The organism is Sphingobium sp. TomMM7A (assembly GCF_055397305.1).
The window spans coordinates 1934361-1958453 of the sequence record NZ_AP027311.1 but is presented as its reverse complement, the minus strand read 5'-3'; the positions used below and the strand labels follow the sequence as shown (position 1 = coordinate 1958453).

At 62.1% G+C, this 24093-nt stretch carries 19 protein-coding genes, 1 tRNA gene, 1 pseudogene and 1 other annotated feature; of the genes and pseudogenes, 12 read left to right on the top strand and 9 right to left on the bottom strand.

Annotation, left to right across the window (positions count from 1 at the left end):
- Positions 1 to 169: 169 nt before the first annotated feature.
- The 4 genes from ACZ5ZH_RS09765 to ACZ5ZH_RS09750 all read right to left on the bottom strand — a co-directional run bounded on the left by ACZ5ZH_RS09765 (position 170) and on the right by ACZ5ZH_RS09750 (position 5032).
- A complete protein-coding gene (locus tag ACZ5ZH_RS09765; RefSeq protein ID WP_464771381.1) occupies positions 170 to 1435 on the bottom strand; it encodes a mechanosensitive ion channel family protein in 1266 nt (421 codons plus the stop codon).
- Positions 1432 to 2640, bottom strand: a complete 1209-nt coding sequence (metC, locus tag ACZ5ZH_RS09760; protein WP_464771380.1) for a cystathionine beta-lyase — start codon at positions 2638 to 2640, stop codon at positions 1432 to 1434. Before metC ends, ACZ5ZH_RS09765 begins: the two co-directional genes overlap by 4 nt.
- Complete coding sequence (gene sseA, locus ACZ5ZH_RS09755; RefSeq protein ID WP_464771379.1) at positions 2637 to 3485, bottom strand: 3-mercaptopyruvate sulfurtransferase; 849 nt, start codon at positions 3483 to 3485, stop codon at positions 2637 to 2639. The genes metC and sseA overlap by 4 nt, the downstream gene beginning before the upstream one ends.
- A gap of 296 nt (positions 3486 to 3781) precedes the next feature.
- Positions 3782 to 5032, bottom strand: a complete 1251-nt coding sequence (locus tag ACZ5ZH_RS09750) for a hypothetical protein (RefSeq protein ID WP_464771378.1) — start codon at positions 5030 to 5032, stop codon at positions 3782 to 3784.
- 101 nt (positions 5033 to 5133) lie between these two features.
- Between ACZ5ZH_RS09750 and queF the strand changes: the two genes are divergently transcribed.
- From queF to ACZ5ZH_RS09735, 3 genes are all read left to right on the top strand, one after another.
- On the top strand, positions 5134 to 5601 hold the full coding sequence (queF, locus tag ACZ5ZH_RS09745; RefSeq protein WP_464775174.1) for a preQ(1) synthase: 468 nt from the start codon (positions 5134 to 5136) through the stop codon (positions 5599 to 5601).
- Between the two features lie 142 nt (positions 5602 to 5743).
- Positions 5744 to 6031 (top strand): GIY-YIG nuclease family protein, encoded by a 288-nt coding sequence (locus ACZ5ZH_RS09740; RefSeq protein ID WP_464771377.1) that lies wholly within the window; start codon positions 5744 to 5746, stop codon positions 6029 to 6031.
- Between the two features lie 244 nt (positions 6032 to 6275).
- Positions 6276 to 8906 (top strand): M1 family metallopeptidase, encoded by a 2631-nt coding sequence (locus tag ACZ5ZH_RS09735; protein WP_464771376.1) that lies wholly within the window; start codon positions 6276 to 6278, stop codon positions 8904 to 8906.
- Positions 8907 to 9028: 122 nt separating this feature from the next.
- Here the strand turns inward: ACZ5ZH_RS09735 and ACZ5ZH_RS09730 are convergent, their stop codons facing one another.
- The 4 genes from ACZ5ZH_RS09730 to hspQ form a co-directional block, all read right to left on the bottom strand.
- Complete coding sequence (locus ACZ5ZH_RS09730; protein WP_464771375.1) at positions 9029 to 10525, bottom strand: SulP family inorganic anion transporter; 1497 nt, start codon at positions 10523 to 10525, stop codon at positions 9029 to 9031.
- A 55-nt stretch (positions 10526 to 10580) separates the two neighbouring features.
- Positions 10581 to 10636 (bottom strand) — a sequence feature (sul1 is cis-regulatory element that is thought to sense ions involved in sulfur or methionine metabolism; They are found in Alphaproteobacteria).
- Between the two features lie 121 nt (positions 10637 to 10757).
- Entirely contained in the window at positions 10758 to 12695 is a 1938-nt protein-coding gene (locus tag ACZ5ZH_RS09725) for an OPT family oligopeptide transporter (RefSeq protein WP_464772628.1), read from the bottom strand.
- A gap of 105 nt (positions 12696 to 12800) precedes the next feature.
- Complete coding sequence (locus ACZ5ZH_RS09720) at positions 12801 to 13610, bottom strand: GDSL-type esterase/lipase family protein (protein ID WP_460986854.1); 810 nt, start codon at positions 13608 to 13610, stop codon at positions 12801 to 12803.
- Positions 13567 to 13938, bottom strand: coding sequence for a heat shock protein HspQ (hspQ, locus tag ACZ5ZH_RS09715; protein ID WP_464771374.1), 372 nt, complete (start codon positions 13936 to 13938; stop codon positions 13567 to 13569). The genes ACZ5ZH_RS09720 and hspQ overlap by 44 nt, the downstream gene beginning before the upstream one ends.
- 124 nt (positions 13939 to 14062) lie before the next feature.
- On the opposite strand from hspQ, the gene ACZ5ZH_RS09710 reads away from it, so the two are divergent.
- The 3 genes from ACZ5ZH_RS09710 to ACZ5ZH_RS09700 all read left to right on the top strand — a co-directional run bounded on the left by ACZ5ZH_RS09710 (position 14063) and on the right by ACZ5ZH_RS09700 (position 16487).
- A tRNA-Ser gene (locus tag ACZ5ZH_RS09710) sits at positions 14063 to 14152 on the top strand.
- Between the two features lie 144 nt (positions 14153 to 14296).
- The gene (locus ACZ5ZH_RS09705) at positions 14297 to 15439 is read left to right on the top strand and encodes a tyrosine-type recombinase/integrase (protein ID WP_196224675.1); all 1143 of its coding nucleotides are present in this window, start codon (positions 14297 to 14299) and stop codon (positions 15437 to 15439) included.
- A gap of 178 nt (positions 15440 to 15617) precedes the next feature.
- Positions 15618 to 16487, top strand: coding sequence for an EAL domain-containing protein (locus ACZ5ZH_RS09700; protein ID WP_196224674.1), 870 nt, complete (start codon positions 15618 to 15620; stop codon positions 16485 to 16487).
- A 358-nt stretch (positions 16488 to 16845) separates the two neighbouring features.
- On the opposite strand, the gene ACZ5ZH_RS09695 is transcribed toward ACZ5ZH_RS09700, so the two are convergent.
- The gene (locus ACZ5ZH_RS09695) at positions 16846 to 16977 is read right to left on the bottom strand and encodes a hypothetical protein (RefSeq protein WP_460986853.1); all 132 of its coding nucleotides are present in this window, start codon (positions 16975 to 16977) and stop codon (positions 16846 to 16848) included.
- Positions 16978 to 17835: 858 nt separating this feature from the next.
- Between ACZ5ZH_RS09695 and rlxS the strand changes: the two genes are divergently transcribed.
- The 6 genes and pseudogenes from rlxS to ACZ5ZH_RS09665 all read left to right on the top strand — a co-directional run.
- The gene (gene rlxS, locus ACZ5ZH_RS09690; protein ID WP_464771373.1) at positions 17836 to 19773 is read left to right on the top strand and encodes a relaxase/mobilization nuclease RlxS; all 1938 of its coding nucleotides are present in this window, start codon (positions 17836 to 17838) and stop codon (positions 19771 to 19773) included.
- Positions 19774 to 19851: 78 nt separating this feature from the next.
- Positions 19852 to 20268, top strand: a complete 417-nt coding sequence (locus tag ACZ5ZH_RS09685) for a CopG family transcriptional regulator (RefSeq protein WP_196226620.1) — start codon at positions 19852 to 19854, stop codon at positions 20266 to 20268.
- On the top strand, positions 20265 to 20459 hold the full coding sequence (locus tag ACZ5ZH_RS09680; protein WP_196224671.1) for a helix-turn-helix domain-containing protein: 195 nt from the start codon (positions 20265 to 20267) through the stop codon (positions 20457 to 20459). The genes ACZ5ZH_RS09685 and ACZ5ZH_RS09680 overlap by 4 nt, the downstream gene beginning before the upstream one ends.
- Before the next feature lie 53 nt (positions 20460 to 20512).
- Positions 20513 to 20818, top strand: coding sequence for a hypothetical protein (locus ACZ5ZH_RS09675; protein ID WP_196224670.1), 306 nt, complete (start codon positions 20513 to 20515; stop codon positions 20816 to 20818).
- Between the two features lie 151 nt (positions 20819 to 20969).
- Positions 20970 to 23429 carry a TonB-dependent receptor gene (locus tag ACZ5ZH_RS09670; RefSeq protein WP_460986852.1) on the top strand — a complete coding sequence of 820 codons (2460 nt, stop codon included), beginning with the start codon at positions 20970 to 20972 and terminating at the stop codon, positions 23427 to 23429.
- Between the two features lie 331 nt (positions 23430 to 23760).
- Positions 23761 to 24022: pseudogene (locus ACZ5ZH_RS09665) on the top strand (hypothetical protein); the annotation flags it as partial.
- Between the last annotated feature and the right edge of the window lie 71 nt (positions 24023 to 24093).

Sequence of the window (24093 nt, the reverse complement as noted above, 5' to 3'; positions counted from 1 at the left end):
GGATTCCCCTTGATGGTTTTCTGCGATGGTCCCGCCTGCGTCAGGATCCCGAATTCTCTATTCCCACGAAGGGCCGGATCGGATGACCTGAACAGGCACGACATGCCGACGCATGCCGCGCTGCACAAGAAATTATTGCTATTGGTTGTCTTTTACGTCCGTAATGTTGCTACTCTGCAACAAAAGGCCGAGCGCTTGGTGCAGCCTGATGTACCACCCGCTGTGGATAGGGGATCGTGATCCCATGCTCGCGAAACAACAGCCAGAGGCGGTTCAGCACGTCCGATTTGACACTTCCGACGCCCCCTTCCGGGTCGCTGATCCACACCAATATGTCATGTTCCACGCGGTTTTCGCCAAAGCCCGTCAGCCAGACATTGGGCTTGGGATTGCGCAGGACGCGTTGGCTTTCCTGCGCGGCGCGAAGCATGAGCTCCTGCGCGAGCTTGAGGTCGCTGTCGTAACCGATGCCCACTGGAATGCGGATGCGGACATTGCGGTCGGAATAGGACCAGTTTTCCACCTCCTGCGTCATCAGATTTTCGTTCGGGATCAGATGCTCTTTACCATCGCGGGTCAGGACGGAGACGGCGCGAACACCGATCTTGTTCACCCAGCCAAAGCTGTCGCCGACAACGATGACGTCGCCCGGCTTGATCGAGCGGTCCATGAGCAGGATGATCCCGGCGAACAGATTGCCGAAGGTTTTTTGCAGGCCGAAGCCGACCGCCAGGCCCAACGCCCCGGAAAAGACGGCAAAGGCCGTAAGGTCGATGCCGAGCAGATCGACGCCGACGAAGAAGGCGGCGACGACGGCGGCGATGGCGGCAAGCTTTTGGGCCAGCAGCTTTTGCGTGGGATCGAGCCCTTTGGCACGGTCGATGCTGCGGGCGAACAGGCGATTGGCGAGCCGCACCAGCGCAAAAAGCAGGACGCAGATCGCAGCGGTGCTGACAAGGCCAAGCAACGTGATCCGCCGTTTGCCAAGGTCTATGCCAATGCCATCAAGCATGTCGGCAACGGGCGCGAAGCCGCCGCTACTGCCGGAAAGGATCATGATGAACAGCAACAGGGCGAGCGGAACGACAGCCCAGCGCGGAATGGCGAGGCTGCGCAGGATATGGACGGCGAGCAAGGCGACGGAGAGCGCGAAGGCTCCGCCAAGGATGAGGTGGGCGAGCGCGCCGACGGGCCATAGCATGACAGCTAGGGCGAAAAGACCGCTTCCAAGGCTGTGGCGAAGGATGGGGCGGAAATGTCCGGCCAACGCTTCCCCTAATGGTCGTGCCCGGCGGCGCAGGCGCGGGGCGGCGATATGGGCAATTCCATCGGCGATCAGGAACAGAACCCCCACGATCGTGAGCGCTACAAGGGGATGAACGATCGCCGGATTTCCGGGCAGAAATGCCAGCAGGTTGGGGAGGCCCCGGCTCATCCCCGGACCTTGCGGAAACGAGCGAGACCAGCATCGAGGTCGGCAATGAGATCGGCGGGATCTTCTAGACCGATCTGCAGCCGGACGAGCGGGCCTTCCGCCTGCCATATGGTGGCGGTGCGGTAGCGTGCTGGATCGACGGGCAAGGCCAAGCTTTCGAAACCGCCCCAGCTATAGCCTATGCCGAAATGTTCGAGGCCATCGATCAGCGCGGCGCGGGCTTCTTCATTGCCGCCTTTCAGGACGAAGCTGAAAAGGCCGCTGGAGCCGGAAAAGTCACGCGCCCAGTTCTCATGGCCGGGGCAGCTTGGCAGTGCGGGGTGAAGGACGCGGGCGACGTCGGGCTGTTCGGCGAGCCAGCGGGCGATCCTGAGCGCGCTGTCCTGATGCTGGTTGAGGCGGACGCCGAGTGTGCGGAGGCCACGGCTGGCGAGCCAGGCGTCGTCGGGGCTGACCACTTGGCCCAGGAGATAGGCGGTCTGGCGGAGCTTCGGGAAATGCTCCGGGGTGGCGGTGACGGAGCCGAGCATGACGTCGCTGTGGCCGACTATATATTTGGTGCAGGCGAGGATGGTGATGTCGATGCCGTGCGCGAGGGCGGGAAAGAAGAAGGGCGTGGCCCAGGTATTGTCGAGCAGAGTGACGATGCCCTTTTCCCTGGCGAGGGCGGTGATGGCGGGGATGTCCTGCACTTCGAAGGTCAGGCTGCCTGGGCTTTCCAGGAAAATGGCGCGGGTGTTTTCATTAAGGAGTTGGCGAATTGAAACGGAATCGGCGAGGGGGTCGTAATATATCGTTTCGATCCCGTAACCTTTTAGCATCTGCTCGCAGAAGTTGCGGGTGGGGTCGTAGGCGCTGTCGACCATGAGCAGCTGGTCGCCGGGTTTCAGGACCGAAAGCAGCGCGCAGGCGATTGCGGCGACGCCGGAGGGGAAGAGCATCGTCCCTTCCGCGCCGGGCTCCATCTCGGTGAGCGCGTCGGCGAGGCTCCAGGCGGTCGGGGTGCCCTTGCGGCCGTAGAAGAGCCGTTCGTGCGTGCTGCTGCGGGCCGCGCTGCGCAGATGGGCGACATCGTCATAGAGGATAGTCGAGGCGCGCCAGACCGGCGGGTTGACGATCGCGCCGGGCTGGCCGGGCATGCCGGTCCATTCAGGCTTGCGTCCCGCCTGCGCCAATTGGGTGAGCGGCTTGCGGTCCTTGCTCATGCGGCTGGCCCCGTGGCTTTTGGCGTTGAGGGATCGAGGCCCCATTCCGACCAGCTGCCGTCATAGAGGGTGACGTCCGTCTTGCCGAGCAACTCGAGGCCCGCCAGCAGGATCGCCGCCGTCACGCCGCTGCCGCAGCTGGTGATGATGGGGCGAGCGAAATCGGTGCCCGCGTCGAGGAACAGTTGCCGCAATTCCTCGCCCTTCTTCATGCTGTTGTCGGCGTTGAAGAGGGATGCGGACGGGATGTTGCGGGAGCCGGGGATATGGCCTGACGCCATGCCGGGGCGGGGTTCTGTCTCCTCGCCGGTGAAGCGGGCCGCGCCGCGCGCATCGAGGACCTGCGCGGCGTGATTGTCGAGATTGGCGAGCAGGTCGTCCTTGGTGCGGACTTGGCCCTCAGCGCGCCGAGCTGTGGCGTTGCCGGGCGGGATGACGGGCCAGCCGCTTTCTGTCGGGCGGCCTTCGGCGAGCCACTTTGGCAGGCCGCCGTCCAGGATCGCGGCGGACTTGCCCACGCCATAGAGCCGCATCATCCACCAGGCGCGGGCGGCGCTGTGCGTCGGGCTATTGTCGTAGAGGATGACGCGGCTGTCGGCGTTGATGCCGAGCGCGCGGCAGCGTTCGGTCATGAAGGCGTCGCTTGGCAACATGCCGGGGCGCGGGTCGTCTGCATCGGAAAGGCTGGGGAGGTCGAGATAGACGGCGCCGGGGATGTGGGCGGCTTCGAACTCGGCGCGGGGGTCGCGCGGGGTGCTGGGCAGGAACAGGCTGGCGTCGAGTATCTTGAGGTCGTCCTGGCCCAGTTGGGTTGCGAGCCTGTCCGTGGAGATGAGGATGTCCATGCCGCCTCTTTGGTTGGTGCGTGGCGATCGTTTTAGGCGGGTGATGAGGGTGTGGGAAGGGTGTTGGGGGCATTCGTCATTCCAGCGGAAGCTGGAATCTCGGGAGGGGTGGCGTAACGGGGCCTGAGATCCCAGCTTTCGCTGGGATGACGAGGTATTTGGGGGATGGGGGAGGGGGCCTGATATCCCGGCGTTGGCTTTGCCGCCCTTCGGGTCGCTGGGATGACGGGGTGTGGGGAGGGTGGCGTGGCCGGCTTGAGATCCCAGCGTTCGCTGGGATGACGACTTGGGCGGACTTAGCTCGCGAGTTCGAGCGCGGTGGCGCGGCTGCCGGGGGTGCGGAACTGGCGTGGTCCCTGATCGACGCGGAAGGGGGCGAGGCGGTCGGCGGGCGGGGTTTTTTCCTGGCCGACGATGAAGGCGCGGCCGGTGCGACCTGAACCGACAGGGGCGCCGTCCGGTTCGTCGGACCAGCGATATTGCGCGTCGAAGGCGACAAGCGGAATGAGCAGCGCGCGATCGCCCATCTGCACGGGCGCGATCTGGTCGGGCAGGAGGCGTAGCTCGCCCGTCAGGCTGTGGCTCTGCCCCGGTGCGAGCGAGACGGCGGAATGAGCCGGTAGTCCGGTGGCTCCGGCGAAGAACTGCTGTAGCTGCGCCTGCTGGTTGGTGTCCGCATTGGCCATGAAGGTGCGGATCAGAATGTCGTCCGCGCCGCGTTCGCCGCGATTGTGGAGCGTCACAGCGTAGCCGATGGTTGCGCCCATCAGCGAGAGACGGGCGCTGCGGACTTCAAGGGTGAGGTCGATCCATGGCCGCTCGGCGGTTGCGGCGGCAGGGACGGGAGGTGGCGCCTTGGGCTGGGGCGTGGGGGGTGCTGGCGTAGGCTTTGCCGACGCTGGCCGGCGCGCGGAAGACGGGGGTGTTGGCGCGGATTCCTGCTCTTCGATGAAGGGTTGCTGTTCTTCTTCGGGACGGCGGCGCAGGAAAAGCCAGGCGGCGGCCACGATCGCCGCGAGCAAGGCGATGCTTCCTGCGATCCAGCCCCAGGAAGAGGCATCCGCAGGCGCGCTGAGCGGGGGTTCGGCGGCGGGAGTGGTGGGCGCTGGGGCAGGGGCGGCTTGCGGTGCGGCGGGTTCCGCTGGCGCGGGCTGAGGTGCCAGAGACTGGGGTGCCGGAGATTGCGGTGCCTTGGGCTGGGGCGCGGGGCGGCTGCTTTCGGGCTCGCGGGCGGGCGTGGCGGGTTCAGCGGGGGCCGGGCGCGGCGCTGTTGTGGTCGGGCGCTGCGGCTGGGCGGGGGCTGCTGGTTGGGGCTGGGGTTGCGCGACGACCGGCGGGGGCGGGGTGATGACGGGCGTGCTGGCTGGCGGCGTCACCGGCGCGCCACGGAATACATCCAGTTCTGGCCCCTGTCGGCTGGGATCGGCTGGCGGCTGGGACGTGCGCGGCAGGGTGAAGACGGGATCACTGCCGCCTTGTTCCTGCGCGAGCGAAGGCGTGGCCAGCAGCAGCGGCAAGGCGATCAAGATGGCAGGACGCATCCCCATGGCAGACAGCCAAGGCAATGATGACGCTGAACGGGAGATGAATGGCATGGCGGGATCAGGTTGCGGTGACATTAGGCGTGCGATGGCGTAGATGGCCGGTCATGACCGATATACCCCAAAGCATGGCACCGATCCATCTGGGCCAGAGCAGCGCGCTGCCTGCGAGCCCGGAGGAGGCGGTTCTCGATTATGTGCCCAATCCCCGGCCGGGGAAGCCCTATCTGGTGCGCTTTACCGCGCCGGAATTTACGTCGCTGTGCCCGGTGACGGGACAGCCGGACTTTGCCCATCTGGTGATCGACTATGCGCCCGGCGCGACGATCGTCGAATCGAAGTCGCTGAAGCTGTTTCTGGGGGCGTTTCGTAATCATGCCGCTTTCCATGAGGATTGCACGGTAGGGATTGGCGAGCGGCTGTTTGCCGAGATGCAGCCTTTGTGGTTGCGGATAGGGGGCTATTGGTATCCGCGCGGGGGGATTCCGATCGATGTGTTCTGGCAGTCGGGCGAGCCGCCTGCGGGACTGTGGCTGCCTGCGCAGGATGTGCCGGGGTATCGGGGGCGGGGTTGAGGCCGCGTCTGTTCGGTATAGCGGCTTGAGATCCCAGCTTTCGCTGGGATGACGGTTCCTTTTTATCTTTTTCATTCTAACTTTTTCCACCGTCATGCCAGCGCAAGCTGGCATCTCGTGAGGCTAGGAGTGGGCTTGTTCAATGCGCCGCAGTTGGACTTACATCATGACCAACAGGCGGCGTGGCGTGCTGTATGTCGGGGTGACGACTGACCTTGCGGCGCGGGTGGATCAGCATCGGCGGGGCGAAGGTTCGGCGTTCTGCCGGAAATATAATCTGCACCGGCTGGTGCTTGCCGAAGAGCATGGGGAGATCGACTTCGCCATCGCTCGCGAGAAAGCGCTGAAGGCGTGGAAGCGCGATTGGAAGATCGAGTTGATTGAGGCCGGCAATCCGGAGTGGCGGGACTTGTTTGAGGTCATCATGTAGCGGCCTGAGATCCCAGCTTTCGCTGGGATGACGATATCTCATACGCGTCATGCCAGCGGAAGCTGGCATCTCGTGCGTTGACACCTCAGGTCGGACGGCGCGCCAAGCCCTCCCTGTTAAACAAACGAACAACAAAATTCCGACAACCGCTTGACCGCAGACGAGAAAGGTTCGATCCCGCAACTATCATGGCACATGGCCGCACGGGCCGTGCCGTTCTCAACGTGTCGGAGTTGCGAACCTGATGTCTCTTTCCAAAATTTCGTCCCTCTTGCTGGCCGCCGCGCCGCTTGCCCTTGTTCAGCCTGCTATCGCCCAAACGCCCGCCGGGCCTGCGCCGGGGATCACGACGCAGTTGCCGCGTGGGGCGGCTCCCAGTCATTATGCCATCGAGGTGGTGCCGGATGCGGCGAACCTGAAGTTCACGGGCAAGGTGACGATCGACCTGAATGTCGCGCAGGCCATACCGATGCTGGTGTTGAATGCGGCTGACCTTAGCATTGGCAGTGTTACGCTGACCCCGGCGAAGGGGAAGGCGGTGACGGGGACGGCGAAGATCGACGCGAATGCGCAGACGGTGACGCTGGATTTTGGCAAGCCGGTGCAGCCGGGCAGCTACAAGCTGGATATTGCCTATGGCGGCGTCATCAACACGCAGGCGAACGGGATGTTCGCGCTGGATTACAAGGACAATGCGGGGGCGCAGAAGCGGGCGCTGTTCACCCAGTTCGAGGCGCCGGACGCGCGGCGGTTTGTGCCGAGCTTTGACGAGCCGAGCTATAAGGCGACGTTCGATCTTTCCGCGATCGTGCCGACGGGACAGCTGGCGGTCAGCAACATGCCGGTCAAGGCGTCGCAGGATCTGGGCGGGGGCAGGACGCGGGTGACGTTTGGCACTTCGCCGAAAATGTCATCCTATCTGCTGTTCTTTGGCCTCGGCGAGCTGGAGCGCGCCACCAAAATGGCAGGCGCGACCGAGGTGGGTGTGATCACCGGCAAGGGGAATACGGGCAAGGCGCAACTGGCGCTGGATGCGTCGGCGGCGATACTGCCTTGGTATAACGACTATTTCGGCGTGCCTTTCCCGCTGCCCAAGCTCGATAATGTCGCGGGGCCTGGCCAGAGCCAGTTCTTCTCCGCGATGGAGAATTGGGGCGCGATCTTTACATTCGAGCGGGCGCTGCTGGTTGATCCAAAATTCACGTCCGAAGGGACGAAGCGGACCATTTACTCGATCGTCGCGCATGAAATGGCGCATCAATGGTTCGGCGATCTGGTCACCATGGCCTGGTGGGACGATCTGTGGCTGAATGAGGGCTTTGCCAGCTGGATGGCGACCAAGGTCACGGACAAGCTGCAACCGGATTGGGAAATGCTGCTGACCCGCGTGGGCGGGCGTGAGCGGGCGATGGCATTGGATGCGTTGGTGACCACGCATCCGGTGGTGCAGAAAATCCATACCGTCGATGAGGTGAACCAGGCGTTTGACGACATCACCTATGAAAAGGGTGAGGCGGTCATCACCATGCTGGAAGGCTATGCGGGCGAGGATGTGTGGCGCGAGGGTATTCGCGGCTACATGAAGGCGCATGCCTATGGGAATACCGTGACCGACGACCTGTGGAAGGCAGTCGAGGGCGCGGGGGCCAAGGGGCTGGTCAGTATCGCGCATGACTTTACCAGCCAGCCGGGCATTCCGCTGGTCAAGGTGGACAGTGCGCAGTGCCGGGGAGGATCGACTCTGCTGTCGCTGTCGCAGGGCGAGTTCAGCCGGGATCGGAAGGATAAGGCGCCGCTCCGCTGGAATGTGCCGGTGATGGCGCAGACGATCGGCGGGGCGCCGCAGCGGCTGATCCTGAACGGGACGGCTTCTGTGACGCTGCCCGGTTGCGGGGCCTATGTGATCAATGCGGGGCAGACGGGCTATTATCGCTCGCTCTATCCGCAGGCGAATGTGAAGGCGCTGGCGGCGGGCTTTACCCGGCTGTCGTCGATGGACCAGATCGGGTTGATGGCGGATAATTTCCAGCTGGGGCTGGGGGGATATCAGCCGATCGGGCTGGCGCTGGACATGGTGGATGCGGTGCCCGCCAATGCGAGCCCGGCTGTGCTGGCCGAGGTGCCGGACTATTTGGACAGCGTCTATACGATGCTGGAGGGCGACAAGGTGGCGCAGGCGCGAGTGGCTGCCTATGCCTCGCGCAAGCTGGGGCCGGTGCTGAAGGGCGTCGGCTATGATGCCAAGCCCGGCGAAGGCGCGCAGGTGCCGGTGCTGCGGTCGGCGCTGGTGGCGACGCTGGGGAGCATGGGCGACAAGGCGGTCGTTGCCGAGGCGCGGCGGCGTTTTGCCGAGCCTGCGTTGATGGAAGGGCCGTTGCGCAATGTGTGGCTGCGCATCATCGCGCACAATGCGGATGCGGCGACCTGGGACAAGCTGCGGGCGATGGCCAATGGCGCGACGAGCGCGCTGGACCGGAGCACGCTGTTCGCGTTGCTGGGCGCGGCGAAGGATGAGGCGCTGGGGGGCAAGGCGCTCGACCTTGCCATGACGGATGAGCCGGGCAAGACGACGAGCGCGGCGATCATCTCCTCCGTGGGTGGGGAGCATCCGATGCTGGCGGTGGACTATGTGCTGGCGCACCGGCAGCAATATGAGGCGCTGATCGATGTGTCGGCGCGGTCCCAGGCGATTGCGCGGCTGGGCGGCGGGTCGGCTGATCCGGCGATGGCGGCGAAGCTGGATGCCTATGCGACCCAGTATCTGACGCCCGAATCGCGCAAGGTGGTGGATCGGTCGATCTCCGCCATCAAGACGCGGATCGAGACGCGGGCGCGGTTGAAGCCTGCGCTGACGGCGTGGTTCGCCAAGAGGTGATTGGAAGGGCGGTGGAGTGATTTGCCGCCCTCTTCATTGCTGCGGCCTAGAGGGGGCGACGGTTTTGGGTGGAGAGCGGAAGGGCAGTCTTTAGCTGTTGATCGTAAAAGCTGCCCGTTGGCTTAGTGGGGGACCACACCCAGCTCAAAGCCGGTTTTGTCATGAAGTGCGAAGCGATCTACAATGTCTGCACTGGCGCGGTTGTAGCCGACCACCTCGACTGAACGACCGTCTCGGCGCAACCGTGCTACGATCTTGTCGAGTGCGCCGACACCGGAAATATCCCAGAAGTGCGCATCGGCGACATCTATACGCACCTTCTCTGCGGTGTCCTCTGCGTTGAACGCGCGCCTGAACCGCTCCACGGATGCGAAGAAGATCTCACCCCTGACACGATAGGTCGCCTGTGCGCCGTCGACCGATACTTCGCGCTGGACAGAGAACATGCGCTGCACCTTGCTGGCGAAGAAGATGCCGGAGAGCAGCACACCGGCAAGCACTCCGAGCGACAGATCATGTGTGGCGACGACCACTATTACGGTGGTCAGCATAACGACCGACGAGGTGGGCGGATGTCGGCGCAGGTTTGGAATCGAGTTCCAGCTGAACGTCCCAATCGACACCATGACCATTACGGCGACCAGAGCAGGCATCGGCACGCGACCGACATAAGGTCCTAGCACCGCCAGCAAGAAGAGGAGAAACGCGCCAGCGACGAAGGTCGACAGCCTACTGCGGCCGCCCGAGGTTACGTTGATCACCGACTGGCCGATCATCGCGCAGCCGCCCATGCCGCCGAACAGAGCCGCAACAATGTTAGCACCGCCCTGCCCGGCGCATTCCTGCCGCTTGTCGCTGTCAGTGTCCGTCATATCGTCGACGATCTGCGCAGTGAGAAGCGACTCCAGCAGTCCGACCGCTGCCATCGTAAGCGAATATGGTAGGATGATCCGCAGCGTGTCCATTGTCAGAGGGACGTTGGGCAGGACCAGGCTGGGCAGACCCTCTGGCAGCTTACCCATGTCGCCCACAGTATTGACCGGGAGACCCAGACCAATGCTAATCGCGCTCAGCACCAGAATTGCGACCAGCGGCGAAGGAATCGCCTTTGTGATGCGGGGGAACCCGTAGATGATCGCAAGGCCGCCAGCCACCATCGCGTAGGTCTCCCATCCGACATTGGTAAGTTGCGGAAGCTGAGCCATGAAGATCAGGATGGCGAGCGCGTTAACGAATCCGGTAATGACCGAGCGCGACACGAACTGCATGACAAGATCCAGCCGCAGTAGACCAGCGATGATCTGAATGACGCCCATCAGGATGGTGGCGGCGAACAGATACTCGACACCGTGATCCCGCACGAGTGGCACGACAAGGACTGCGACGGCTGCTGTAGCTGCCGAAATCATCCCCGGTCGACCGCCTATGAGAGCGATGGTCATCGCAATGGCGACAGAAGCATACAGACCGACACGCGGATCGACGCCCGCGATGATGGAGAAGCCGATCGCCTCAGGGATAAGCGCGAGCGCGACGACGATGCCTGCCAGGATGTCACGGCGGGCGGCGATACCGTCAGTGAACCAATGGCGACGGTAAGTAGTAAGATCTAATGTCATTGAAAATCCACAACAGGGCACGAGCGCTGAACAGCGCATAAGGAGCAGTGCATGTTGTTATCCGGCGGATCAGCGGCCGGAATAGCCACCCGGACTTTCACCGGGTCCTTGCGAATGCGAGCCCTATAGAGGGTGCACCTGGGTGAATCAACAAGCCTGCAGTGTGTCGGCTATCCGAAAGTATGCGTGAAGCTCTAGCGACCGAATGTGGTCGAAACGGGTCGCTTCCCCCCTAACCAAGCGGTGCGCTCGCCCAGTGGCGCAGCCGCGCATAGAGTGCCGCGATCACCGCCGCGAAGATCAGCAGCGCGGCAGGCACGGCCCACTCATTTTCCGCCATCAGCGCGAGTGGGGCGTCGCTGTTGGTGGCGGCTACGATCCCGGCGAAGGCGACGCCGAACAGGCTTTCGCCGACGATGAAGCCGGTGGCCATCAGCACGCCCATGCGCTCGGCGAAGTCGGGGTTGGATTGGCGGCGCGCCCAGCGATTGTAGAAATGGCCGATCACCGCGCCGACCGGGATCAACAGGGTGAGCGCCATCGGCAGGTAAATGCCCATGCCGACCGCGAGCGGGGGCAGGCGGAGCTTGCCTGCCTTGCCGAGCAGTTCATCGATGGCGACGACCACGGCGCCGATCAGCGCGCCGGTGCCGATCAGGCCCCAATCGAGATCGCCGCCCAGCACGCCCTTTGCCAGCGCGGAGATGAGCGCGGCCTGGGGCGCGGGCAGGGCGGTCGCCTTGGCTCCGGGAGCGCCCGCAAAACCGAAGGCGCTGTTGAGGAGATCGAGCACTGGCGGAATGACGAGGGCGCCGAAGATGACGCCCAGGACCAGCGCGACCTGCTGCTTCCAGGGGGTCGCGCCGACCAGCTGGCCGGTCTTGAGGTCCTGAAGATTGTCGTTGGAGATGGTGGCGATGCCGAACACGATGGCGGTGACGAACAGGGCATAGGCGATGAGCGCCTGGCTTTGTTTCGGATCGCCGCCCGAGCCGTAGATGGCAGCGAGGATCAGGGAGGCGCCCAGCACGGCGAGGATGCCGACGCCGGAGATCGGGCTGTTCGACGCGCCGATAAGGCCCGCCATATAGCCGCAGACCGACGCGATGACGATGCCTGCGACCAATATATAGGCGAGCGTCAGGATGAGGATCGGCACTGGGTTAAGTGCGATCGGGCCTCCTTGCGCGAAATACCAGAGCAACACCGCGATCGGCGCGAGCGAGGCGAGGATGGTGCCGCCGACGATGCCGATGGGAAGGTCGCGCTCGGTGAGTTCGAGCAGGGCGCCGTCGCCAGCCTTGCGCCGTTGCGCTGCTGCGATGGCGGAGCGGATGCCGCTGATGATCGGTCCCAATATCTTGAGCAGGGTCCAGATCGCCGCGACGCCGATGGTGCCCGCGCCGATGAAGCGCGCTTTCATGCGGAAGGTGGTGCCGACGACTTCGGCGATGTCGGCTCCGGCTGGCAGGGGCGCGGTAAGCCAGGGGACAAGGCCGACCCAGCTGATCAGCAGGCCGACGAACATCGCGACACCGACCGACAGGCCGACGAGGTGGCCCACGCCGATCAGTGCCATGGAAAAGCTGGTCGAGACAGATGTCGCGCCTGCGCCGAATTTGAAGAAGGTGGCGGCCTCTTCGGCGATCAGCTTCGTCTTGGCGATGATGGAGAAGGCGGCGGCGGCGAGGGCGCTTATGAGGATGGCAGAGAGGCCGCGCTTATTCTCTTCCAATCCTTCGCGGGAGCCTGCGCCGACCTTCAGCACTTCGGCGGCGGCGACGCCTTCGGGATAGGGGAGGTCGGAGCCGGTAACGAGCGCGCGGCGGAGCGGCACAGAATACATGACCCCCAATATGCCGCCGAGCGCGATGGTGAAGGCGGACAGCCAATAGGGAAAGCCGTGCCACCAGCCGATGATCACGAGGCCGGGCAGAACGAAGATGATCGCCGAGAGCGTGCCCGCCGCCGACGCGATCGTCTGGACGATGTTGTTTTCAAGGATCGTGCCGGTCGCGAACAGGCGCAGCACCGCCATGGAGATGACGGCGGCGGGGATGGAGGTCGCGAAGGTGAGGCCGATCTTCAGCCCCAGATAGACGTTGGCCGCCGTGAAGAGCAGCGTGATGAGCGCACCCAGAATGACGCCGCGAAGCGTCAGTTCCGCCATGGGAGCGGGCATGGGCAGGGCCTTGGCCGAATCAGTGGTCACCAGCATCGTCCCCCTTTGGGTATGTTTTACAGATGTATGGTAATAATGTTGCTTGGCCGTGGATCAATTGGAAAGTGATGCCGAACGCGATGCCGGTGCCGCCGCCATCTCCGTCCGGTCAAGCCAGCCGCCGACCAGCCTGTTCCAGCGGCTGTATCCGCGCGGGTTCATGTGCAGCCCATCAGGGCCAAACAGCGATGCGTCGGGTAGGCCGTCATGGGCGAGCAGGCTGCTGCCGACGTCAAGATATTCAAAACCGCTGACCCGGCTGCGCGCTGCGACGGTCATGTTGACCGCCGCCATTTTCGGCCAGAGTGTCCATCGGATGGGCGAGGGTTTCAGCGACAGATAGGCGATGCGGGCCTTGGGATAGTCGGCGCGCAGCCTTTTCAGCAGCGTGAGTATGTTGCGCGCGACGGTGTCGGGGGTGGCTCCGGCTGCGAGATCGTTCTCGCCGATATAGACGAGCACCGATCGGGGCGCGGCTTTGGGGAAGAGCCGGGTATAGTGGCGCAGGACATCGGGCGTAGTCGCCCCGCCGAAACCGCGATTGACCGTGCTTCGGTCAGGGAAGCCCGCGTTTGTGTTCCACAGCCTGATGCTGGAACTGCCGAGGAAGAGGATGGCGCCGGGCGCGCCGCTGTCCCTTTCATTCGCCTTGGCGAAGGCGGCGACTTCATTGGCGAAGGGGAAGGTCGGATCGGCATTGATCCGGGGTTCCTGCGCGGGGCGCTCGGTCGGTGCCTGCGCAGCGGCGATTCCGGCGAGGCCGGGCAGCAGCGCGAGGGCGGCGGCGACCCGCCACCATGCCCGTGCGCGGGACGGCGCCTTAATGGCGATGGAGCGGGCGCAGCTGATATTTGCCGTGGGCATAGGTCCCGAACATCCCCGCGATCGCCGGATGATCCACCGGCTCCCCGCTGTCGTCGGCCATCAGATTCTGCTGGCTTACATAAGCGACATAGCTGGTTTCGCCATTTTCGGCGAGCAGATGATAGAAGGGCTGATGCTTGTCCGGCCGGGATTGTTCGGGAATCGCCTGATACCATTCCTCGCTGTTGGCGAAGACGGGATCGATGTCGAACACCACGCCACGGAAGGCGAAGAGGCGATGCTTTACGACATCGCCGATGCTGAAATGCGCGTGGACAACAGGTGGCGCGCTGACATCGGCGCCGAAGATTGCAGTGGTGTCGGTCATGAAAAGCAATTTAGGGTGCTTGCTGAGTGTTACAAGAAAAATACGGTGCGGGCCGCTTGGCAAGCCGGTCATCATTCGCTAATGGCCGCCGCTCGACCGGGACGGCACATGCTGGACCTTCTGCGGAGAGGTGGCAGAGTGGTCGAATGCACCGCACTCGAAATGCGGCGTGCCGGAAACGGTACCGAGGGTTCGAATCCCTCCCTCTCCGCCACCATCCTGTCCTTTCACATCCGTTCCGAATCACTAAAGCCCAGCTTTTCTGCGGCTTTCAGCGGGATTCGCATCCACGTCCATCCCTGCCAGTCCACCGGTGACCGATTGGAAATGTGGGAAAGAATGTGGGAGATTTGGTGGCATGGGAAGGCTCTCCGCTACCGCTGTGAAGGCAGCAACACGTCCCGGGCGGCTCGGGGATGGCGACGGCCTGTTTCTTGTGATTCAGCCCGGCGGTGCCAAGAGCTGGGTGTGCCGGGTGCAGAAGAATGGCAACCGGCGCGACTTCGGCTTGGGCAGCGCATCCAAAGTCTCGCTGGCGACAGCCCGAGAGCGGGCGCGAGAAATCCGCACCTGGGTCGAACTCGGGCTGGATCCGAAATTCGAGCGGCGCAAGGCGCAGGGCATTCCCACATTCCGGCAGGCGGCAGCCAGAGTGATTGCCGCCCACAGCAAGACATGGCGGAATGAGAAGCACGAGAAGCAATGGCTCCAGACGCTGGAGGCCTATGTGTTTCCCCAGATCGGTCATGTGCAGGTTCATGAGATTACAGGACCCATGATCCGGAACGTGCTGTCGGATATCTGGCTCGCCAAGCCAGAGACAGCGCGACGAGTCCGGCAGCGGATCGGCACCGTTCTCGATTGGGCTTACGCTTCGGGCTATCGCGAGACGGAAGCGCCGATGCGCGCAATTACCAAGGGGCTTCCACGACAGCCCAAGAAGGACGGGCACTTCGCGGCCATGGCCTATGCAAAGGTGCCCGCTTTCATGGTGAGGCTCGCGGAGCGGGAATCCTTCAGTAGGTTAGCGCTGCGCTTTGCTATCCTGACTGCCGTCCGATCAGGCGAGGTTCGAGGTGCGGCATGGGAAGAATTCGATCTGGACGAGAAGCTGTGGACCATACCGGCCGCGCGCATGAAGGCGTCGCGCGAGCATGTCATTCCCCTGTCGATACCGGCGCTGGCGATTCTGGAACGGTGCCGGGAATTGCGGATCGGATCGCGCTCGCTTGTATTTCCTGGGGCCAGAGGTGACGCGTCGATGAGTGACATGACGCTCACGAAATTGCTCCGCGAGATGAAGGAGGACGCGACCGCCCACGGATTTCGCTCGGCTTTCCGGGACTGGGTCAGCGAGGAGACCAATCATCCCGGTGAAATCGCAGAAGCCGCTCTGGCTCACCGGGTCAAGGACAAGACGGAAGCTGCATACCGGCGCGGGAACCTCCTCGAGAAGAGGCGAAAGCTGATGGACGAATGGGGAGCATATTGTTTGAAGTAGTGACTGGACACCTTCTTCAATGCCTACGGAGCATCTTGCCGTCTGATAGCGGCCGTCTCACGACTTCAGCCGGAATGGCCTTCATGTTCGCTTCGTTCGTCTCTGTTGGTCGAACGCTGGAGGAAATTAACTTTGCAGCGGAACGGCGACAGCTGACCAGGAGGCTCTGCAAGCCCGCATGTCGGAACTGTCGCTGGCCCGCCAGGCGCTCGACCTTGATCAGATCCTCCCCTTCTATCAACCCAAAGTCGATTTGGAATCGGGTGCCATCGCAGGATTTGAGGCACTATTGCATTGGCGCGACGGAATGCCTGGCGCATATCACGGACCCGGAACAATCTCCGCCGCTTTCGAGGATGCCGAACTCGCCATCGCTCTTGACCAGCGCATATTCAAGCTGATCGCGGCCGACATCCTTCGGTGGAGAAGGCGGGGACTCCCGATCGGTCGTATCGCCTTTAACGTGTCAGCCGCATCCTTTCGACAGGAGCATTATGTCGCGGGCTTGATGGAACGCATCGATCGCGCAGGCATCTCCGCATCTTGTCTGGAACTGGAAGTCACTGAAACGGTGCTGCTTGAGGGGGCTTCTCACAACGTAACGAAGACATTTGAACAGCTTCGGCGCGCCGGGATGACAATCGCACTTGACGACTTCGGCACAGGCTATGCCTCTCTCATCCACCTAAAGCAGTTTCCGGTTGATGTACTCAAGATTGATTGTTCTTTTGTTCAATCCCTCGACGATCCGATCAACGCGGCGATCGTCCGCGCGATCGTCAACCTCGGAAGGGATCTGGGAGTCACGACGGTCGCCGAAGGGATCGAAACAGGAGGCCAGGCAGATCGCCTGCACAGGAGCGGGTGCGATCAGGCGCAGGGTTATCTCTTCAGTCCAGCCGTAGCAGCAGATCAGATCCCTGCGCTTCTTGCCGATCAAACTGCAAGACGGAGCCGACGCGAGAGGCGTAGTGCCAGAGAACGGCGCATGCATCGGCCCTCGAGCAGCATCTCAAAAAGAGCGATTGAATGCGATCGCACGCCTTGAAAGAGCGGTATTTGAATCCACCGCCTGATGGCGGAATGCGATCAAGAGCTTTATAGGCTTCCAGTATGGCCGCTACTTTCTGAGTACCGGCCTTCACTCCCGGAGACGGTCCCGCGAGGGCAATGCCGTCGCCGGGAGACTAAAGATCGCCGACAACAACCGCTAGGCCGCATCACATTCCAGCAGTATTTGGGAAGTGTGGCCTCCCACGGTTCGTGCCATCCGTCGCGAAGATCCTACTTCCGGTCGAAGGCGACCGCCAATCTGCCGAACAAGGGCCGCGAGGATCCCGTCTACCGACTCCATCTTGACCGAAGGCTGGATCGATATGAGGTCGAAACATTCGTCAGGCTTGCAATTATTGAGGGGCAAGAATGTCGGCCCAGAAGGTGATTTCCTCATAAAGCTGCATGCCTTCCGGGTCCTCCCAGTCTCGCCGGTTGGGATCCCATCGGCCCACGACGGGCTGATCCTCCTCCCACAGCAGCATCCGTCGACCATCTTTTCGGTCAGATGGCAGATCAGAAATAGGGTTCCAGCCTGAACTGCTCGGCAACGTCATACGCGTCCCTCGGGTGAGCGACGCCCTGAGCCTTGGCCTTCATCGTCGCGCCTATGTCCACTCGGGGCGACGGCCAAAGCCGGATGTTCGAAACCTGACCAAAGGAACAGGCGCATGCGCCTTTACCGTTGCCGGCTGGACATGCGCGCATGCCACCCGGCCCCAGTAAACTGTGACCGAGCATCCTTTGGTTCGGGGTTTCGACGCCCCGCTCCCACGTATCTTGGGAGCCGGGCCAGATTGCTGGGTTTGGCGAAGTTATCAAGCCAAATTTCGCGCTTAATGACGTGGAGGAGATGCAGCCTGCATCAGAAATTCACATGCTTCCTCAAGTCGGCATCAGGACCGCCGCCGACCGCAGGACGCCTGAAATCAGGTGCTCGATGACTTCGTTTTGAAGTGAAAACCAGCGAGGATAGCTACAACCAAGGCCACGTCCGCAACCATCATTCAGGCAATGAGGATGGTGAAAAGCCGCCGAGCAGGAGGGCGGTTTGCCCATCCTCGCCGCGGGATCAAAGGCCGGAATTTGTGAGCGTCGTTGTTGAAATCTGAGACGCTGAAAAGGCAGATGTGAGGGGATTTAAGGTACGGCAAGATTAAAGCCCTGCCTCCTGATGCGGCCGGGAATGGCGCCTGCACAGGGTTTTTGATGGAGGCATGCCGACGGCCATGCCTCCACAGGGCCGGAGAATGCAGCACCTTCGGTCTTGGCGATGGAGGCCCTTGCACGGCGGGCCGACCGCTTCCCATCCTTTCCCGCATTCCTAGGGAAAGGACCACGACATGGCCGACGGCGACGATTTCGATCTCTGGCTCGGACGCATCGGCCGCGACACGCCGACCGTCGGCAAGAGCCTCGCCCGGGCTCGCCGTGTCGGCGGTGGCGGCAGTGCTGGCCGCCGCTTCACCGGCGCCCGTCTGGGGCGCGGCAATGGCGTCGGGCGGGTGCTCGGCCGGGGCTCACCCCCATCCGTCGCCAGCGCCCGTCGCGTGGTGGTGAAGAGCCGCATCGTGAAGCTGGGCAAGGGCATGGCAGCCGCTGCCCATCTCCGCTATCTCCAGCGCGACGGCACGACCCGAGAAGGGGAACGCGGATCGCTCTATGGCCGCGACACCGATCGGTTCGACGACAAGCCCTTCCTCGAACGCTCGGCTGGTGACCGCCACCAGTTCCGCTTCATCGTCGCGCCGGAGGATGGCGCACAATATGATGACCTTAAGTCCGTGATCCGTCAGCTGATGGAGCAGGCCGAGAAGGATTTGGGCACGAAGCTCGACTGGGTGGCGGTCGATCATTTCAACACCGGCCATCCCCACAGCCATGTCATCGTGCGGGGTAAGGACGAGACCGGCAAGGATCTCGTCATCGCCCGGGATTATATGACCCAGGGCCTTCGCGCCCGCGCTGCCGGGATCGTGTCCCTGGACCTTGGTCCCCGCACGCAACAGGAGATCGCTGCCAGCATGGCAAGAGAGATCGAGCAGGAGCGCTTCACCGGCATCGACCGAACCTTGATGCGGCAAGCCGATGAAGAGGGTGTCATCACCGTCACCAAGACCCATCCGGGCCAACATGCTTCGCTCATTGGGCGGCTACGCACGCTGTCCCGTCTCGGCCTTGCCGAGGAAGGCAGGAACGGACGCTGGACGCTCGATCGTGAACTGGAACCGACGCTGCGCCGCATGGGCGAGCGTGGCGACATCATCCGGACGTTGAACCGCGAACTGCGGGAAGCAGGGATCCATCGCCCGCCCCACAACCATAGCCTGTACGATCCCGCCCACGGAGAGGCGATCATAGGCAGGGTCGTCGCCACGGGCCTGTCCGACGAGCATCGCGACCGGCGCTACCTCATCATCGATGCCCTCAATGGCCACAGCCATTATGCCGACATCGGCGAGGACCAGCAGGCCTTCCCGACTGCAAGTATCGTCCGCCTCTCGCCCGCACCGATCGAGGTACGCGATGTCGATCGCACGGTGGCTAACATCGCTGCCCAACATCAGGGGCGCTACAGTGTCGATCTCCATCTCGCGCAAGACAGGACGATAACGGAGAGCACAGCGGAGATGCATGTCCGCCGACTCGAGGCCATGCGGCGGCTGATCGGCGTGCCTGAACGGCAATCTGACGGCAGCTGGGTCATCGGTGAGGATCATCTGATTGACACCGAACGCTATGAACGGGAGAAAAGTCGGCGCCTGCCGGTCCGCATCGAAACGCTGTCCGTCAGGCCGCTCGAACATCTCGCCGCCCATGATGGCGTGACATGGCTGGACCGCGAGATGGCGAGCGATCAGCCGCAGCCGCTTTCCGGCGGGTTCGGGGCGGATGTCAGGAAGAGCCTTGCCCAGCGGCAGGCATGGCTTGTGGAGCAGGGACTTGCAGAGCAGCAAGGACAAGGTGTTCGCCTACGCCGCAATCTGCTTCTCCTCCTCCAGCAGCGCGAGCTCAGCCGGACCAGCCAGCAGATCGAACGGGAAACGGGGCTGCGGCACATCACGTTGCGGCCCAGGGAGCCGATTGAGGGCATCTATCGCCGCGCCATAAACGTCGGGGACCAGCGCTATGCCGTGATCGAGAGGGCGCATGAGTTCAGCCTCGTGCCCTGGCGCCCGGTCCTCGATCGGGCCGTTGGCAAGCCTGTGTCGGGCGTCATGCGTGACGGTCCAATCAGCTGGACCATTGGCGGCAGGAATAGGGGATTGGGCATCGGCTGACCGGCCGCCCTCCGATAGACACCTGACGGCACCATGGAGGCACTGTCGCCCCATAGCGGCTTGGCGGATGTTGCGGGCATGAAGACGTTCAAGACCCGCCATCAATTCTACCTCCCCGATAGCCTGTCGGCGAAGCTGAATGCGCTGACCGCCGATCCCGGCACGTCGAAGACGCAGATATTGACCGACGCGCTCAACGCATGGCTCGACCGCAAGGGCGCGCAGGAATTGGACCAGCGGTTCGGGCCGCGGCTTGACCGGCAGAACCGGACGGCCGATCGGCTGGAGCGCAAGGTCGATGCGCTGACCGAGATGCTGGGCCTGTTCATCCGGCACCAGCTGACGCTGGTTGCCGACCAGCCGCCATTCGACAGTGACACCGCCCGCCTCGGAAGGACGCGCTATGTCAGCTTCATGAAGCTGGTCGAGCAGCGCCTGGTGAGGGCCGACAGCGGCGAAATAACCGCCCTTGCGAAATCGGAGGAACAGCCATGAGCCTCGAGCCATCACCCGCGCCGATCACGGTCCGCATCAAGGATGCCTGTCGCATGACCGGTATCGGCCGATCCAAGCTCTATCTGCTCATTGCCGATGGAGAGATCGAGACCCTCAAGGTCGGTAGCATGACGCTCATACCGGTCGCCTCGATCGAGGCCTTCCTCCGCAGTCGGCGAAAGGGCAGCTAAGCGCCAGTCTCGGTCATAACGCTCCGCTGCCGATCGCCTGAAAGCGGACATAGTTGCGGCTGGTCGGCAATGGAAAGCTTGCTGAAAGCGGCCTTGCCGAGCAAGATCAAAGGATGATCGTCACAGTAGCGTTCGATGTAAAGAATCACGTTGAAGTGATGGAGGGCTGGCCCATCGAATTGGGTAATACGAGCTTCTTCCTGGAACGTGAAGCCAATGTACTAAAGCGCGTTTGCGGCATCTCAGCCAGCATCGCCATTCATTCAACAAGTTCGCAACCAACTTCCTTGGTGCCATCTACCTCGCCGCCGCTGCCGCCGCCGTGGCGTGGTGAGTATGAGTCGGCCCTTGTTGCTTAGTTGAAAAATTTCAACTATTGAGCTCAGAAGCTCCGATATGCTGGCAGCACCCGGCCATCGTATCCGGCACTGCTCGTTGCACTGATGTCAGGCGGCGCAATAACGCCGCTGCGCATGACTGAAGCTGATGATACAAAAGGGAGGGAATACATTGAAAAAATATTTGAAGCGCAACCTGATGCTGTGTTGCGCTGCTAGCGCATTGGCGTTGCCAACCGTGGCGCATGCCCAGGATCAGGGCGCCTCTCCAACGACGCCAAGCCAGACGCGGACAGAAGGCCTGGGCGCAGTGACAACTACGGACATCGTTGTGACCGCGACCCGTGTCGCGCGTAACCTGTCCGACGTTCCGATGTCGGTTAACGTCGCTACTGGCGAACAGCTTGAAAAACTTCAGCTGTTCGACACTAAGGACGTCCAACAACTGGCTCCGGGCTTAGAGTTGACCAACACTTCGGGCCGTAACAACACAACCACCCTTCGCGGCCTTTCGTTTGATCCCGATTCAGGCGTCACCCCCACTGTTCAGACTTACGTCAACGAAGTTCCCGCTGACGCTCAAACTGTATTCACTGCCTTGTACGATATCGGGCAGATCGAAATTCTTCGCGGGCCTCAGGGTCTTGAACGTGGTCTCCCGTCGCCGGCTGGTGCCATCACCATCACGACGCGTCGTCCTGTCTTCGATGAAATAACCGGCTATGCGCAAGCAAGCGCGACAGACGACAAAGGTTATAACTTCCAGGGCGGTGTGAACCTGCCGTTTTCCGACAAGTTCGCGATCCGCGTTGCTGGTCTGGTTGATCACAACCAGGTTAACCAGGTGAGAAATATCAGCAATGGCGACCGTTCCCGCGCGACTACGATGAGCGGTCGTATAACGCTTGGTTTCAAACCGAGCGACGCGTTCACCGCTTATCTGACCTATCAATATCTTGAAGCCGATACCCGGCAATATACCCAGGTTGTTGGCACAGGATCGACTGGTCTGGCAGGTACATCAGGTCCAGCCTTGGGCGTTGATGACTATGCATCGGTCATGGAAGGTCCGGCACGTTTCAAGAATCGATCACACCAGATTACGTTCAATGGCCACTGGGATATGGGGCCAGTCTCACTGGATGGACTGGCTGCGTATCAGTATTCCAAGCTGGGTCAGGCGCGCGATCAGGACACCACCAACGCCATTCCGGGCTATGTGGCCGTCCAACGTATCGAGACACCGTTCAAGATTCCTACCTTTGAGCTTCGGCTTTCGACGAATGATGACGGCTCGCTCGGCGGTGGTATCGGTGCGTTCTACACCAAGCAGACTGGTACTACGCGGGTAGATCAGCCGGCAGACAACTTCTTCACGGCTTTTGCACCTGCGTCGCTGGGCCTGTTCCTGCCGATTGGGGTCAATGTCATTATTCCCGCAGACGTTGAAACATTGTCTTTCAACGCGTTCGGACATGCGCGTCTGGGTAATCTCAAGATTGAAGGCGGTTTGCGCTACACCAAATATCATAACATACTCGTCAGCGACACGTTTGTCAGTTCGCCTGGCTATCCGGGCTTTGCCCCCTTTGGCATTGATCCGATTGATCCGTTCACTGTCAATCAGGACGGTATTCCAGCAGCCCTGCGCGACCAGGGTACGCATGCGTTCACTGGCGGCGTGAACCTGACCTATGAGGTCAACGACGCCCTGAACATCTATGCCTCCTATAATCGGTCATTCCGCGCCCCCACGGCAGGCGCGTCAGTGCCTGTGGGCTTGTCGAACGACCTGATCGTCACAGATGACGAAAAGACCGATGCTTTTGAAGTCGGCGTGAAGGGTTCGGCGTTCGACCGGAAACTGAACTTTGCTTTCGCCGCCTTCTATCAGAAGATCGACGGCTTCGTGTCGCGCTTTACAGGTGTCACCTATGACTGCCCCAACCTGCCAGCGGCATTTGGCGGGGGCTGCGACAACGTTCCGCCGGCATCGCCGGTGGGCACGCCTGGCGATCGCGTCAACGACGGTGGGTTCGATTTCAACTATAATGGCGACGCAACGGTCAAAGGCGTAGAATTGACCCTTGATGCACATCCGACGACTTTCTGGGATTTTTCGGTCAGCACCGCTTATGTCAAGGCGCGGTATTCCAAGGGTGCCCGGCTGCCGTGCAACGATTATAACGGCGATGGGGCGCCGGATTCGGAGGGAACTCCAGCAATTACCGGACCGGGCAATGTTAGTTTCTGCAAGCTTGGCAGGTTGTCGGATACACCGAATTTCAGTCTTTCGGCCAACAGTGAGTTGCGTTTCCCGATGGGTGGATCGTTCACACCCTTCGTGCGCGGGCTGATCAACTATCGTCCCGCGGTATTTTCGCAGCTAAGGAACTTCAACTATCAAAGCCGTACCATTCTCAATGTCTATGCGGGTGTCCGCAGCGATGACAGCAAGTGGGAACTGACCGGATTCATCAAAAACCTCATTAATCAAAAGCGGATCACGGACATTTCGGCCGCCATCGGCCAGACCGCGGCAGCGGATGGCAGCGTGTTCGACTCGGGTTACCGGACGATCAACGCGACCGCGCCACGCGAGTTTGGCGCATCGCTTGCCTTCCGGTGGTAAGCTGCGCGGCAGCAACGAAGTAAATTGAAGGGACTGGCCGTCGCGGGTTCGCAACGGCCAGATCTCTTTTAGCGGACGCTGGGAAACGGGGTTGAACTTCTGCCGATCACTTCGATCGGCACTGTCAGATCAAATGCACTGCTCGTTAGGCGCTGGTAAGCAGATTCCATGCCGTGGCCCGCACCTGCCAGCCCAATCCGCTACGTCAACTCTTCGCGAGAAATCATCCGCCTGGTGGTGATGATGCATGTGCGATTTCCCCTGAGCCTGCGGAACGTTGAATAGATGGCCTTCGCTGATATGTCGCTGCGGTGGACCGGCTGGGTATACAAACAGGATGGAGAACAGCCGCCGTTTGCCTTTCGGCGACGGGAAAGAGCGACGCTCCGCTTCAGGCAGATGAAGGCACTACAGAAATTCGCCTCTGTTCACGCCAGCATCCACAACCATCTTTCCCTGGAGCGCCACCTCATCGACGGCAGACCTTTAAGGAGAGACGCTCAGCCGCACTGGCGGAGTGGCGGTTCCGCGGCCTGAGTCCCTGCCTCTTCATCCCTTGGTGCATGCAGCGAAGAGCGATTCGGTTTGTCTGACAGCACTACCTCGAATCTCCGGTTGGCCCGCTCCCGTTCGGCCGTCAAGTCGTTCGCGAGATCGACATCAC

Excerpts from the sequence above, each read along its gene's own strand:
- ACZ5ZH_RS09765 (WP_464771381.1), bottom strand. The coding sequence starts at position 1,435 with ATGAGCCGGGGCCTCCCCAACCTGCTGGCATTTCTGCCCGGAAATCCG.
- metC (WP_464771380.1), bottom strand. The coding sequence starts at position 2,640 with ATGAGCAAGGACCGCAAGCCGCTCACCCAATTGGCGCAGGCGGGACGC.
- sseA (WP_464771379.1), bottom strand. The coding sequence starts at position 3,485 with ATGGACATCCTCATCTCCACGGACAGGCTCGCAACCCAACTGGGCCAG.
- ACZ5ZH_RS09750 (WP_464771378.1), bottom strand. The coding sequence starts at position 5,032 with ATGGGGATGCGTCCTGCCATCTTGATCGCCTTGCCGCTGCTGCTGGCC.
- queF (WP_464775174.1), top strand. The coding sequence starts at position 5,134 with ATGACCGATATACCCCAAAGCATGGCACCGATCCATCTGGGCCAGAGC.
- ACZ5ZH_RS09740 (WP_464771377.1), top strand. The coding sequence starts at position 5,744 with ATGCGCCGCAGTTGGACTTACATCATGACCAACAGGCGGCGTGGCGTG.
- ACZ5ZH_RS09735 (WP_464771376.1), top strand. The coding sequence starts at position 6,276 with ATGTCTCTTTCCAAAATTTCGTCCCTCTTGCTGGCCGCCGCGCCGCTT.
- ACZ5ZH_RS09730 (WP_464771375.1), bottom strand. The coding sequence starts at position 10,525 with ATGACATTAGATCTTACTACTTACCGTCGCCATTGGTTCACTGACGGT.
- ACZ5ZH_RS09725 (WP_464772628.1), bottom strand. The coding sequence starts at position 12,695 with ATGGCGGAACTGACGCTTCGCGGCGTCATTCTGGGTGCGCTCATCACG.
- ACZ5ZH_RS09720 (WP_460986854.1), bottom strand. The coding sequence starts at position 13,610 with ATGCCCACGGCAAATATCAGCTGCGCCCGCTCCATCGCCATTAAGGCG.
- hspQ (WP_464771374.1), bottom strand. The coding sequence starts at position 13,938 with ATGACCGACACCACTGCAATCTTCGGCGCCGATGTCAGCGCGCCACCT.
- ACZ5ZH_RS09705 (WP_196224675.1), top strand. The coding sequence starts at position 14,297 with ATGGGAAGGCTCTCCGCTACCGCTGTGAAGGCAGCAACACGTCCCGGG.
- ACZ5ZH_RS09700 (WP_196224674.1), top strand. The coding sequence starts at position 15,618 with ATGTCGGAACTGTCGCTGGCCCGCCAGGCGCTCGACCTTGATCAGATC.
- ACZ5ZH_RS09695 (WP_460986853.1), bottom strand. The coding sequence starts at position 16,977 with ATGCTGCTGTGGGAGGAGGATCAGCCCGTCGTGGGCCGATGGGATCCC.
- rlxS (WP_464771373.1), top strand. The coding sequence starts at position 17,836 with ATGGCCGACGGCGACGATTTCGATCTCTGGCTCGGACGCATCGGCCGC.
- ACZ5ZH_RS09685 (WP_196226620.1), top strand. The coding sequence starts at position 19,852 with ATGAAGACGTTCAAGACCCGCCATCAATTCTACCTCCCCGATAGCCTG.
- ACZ5ZH_RS09680 (WP_196224671.1), top strand. The coding sequence starts at position 20,265 with ATGAGCCTCGAGCCATCACCCGCGCCGATCACGGTCCGCATCAAGGAT.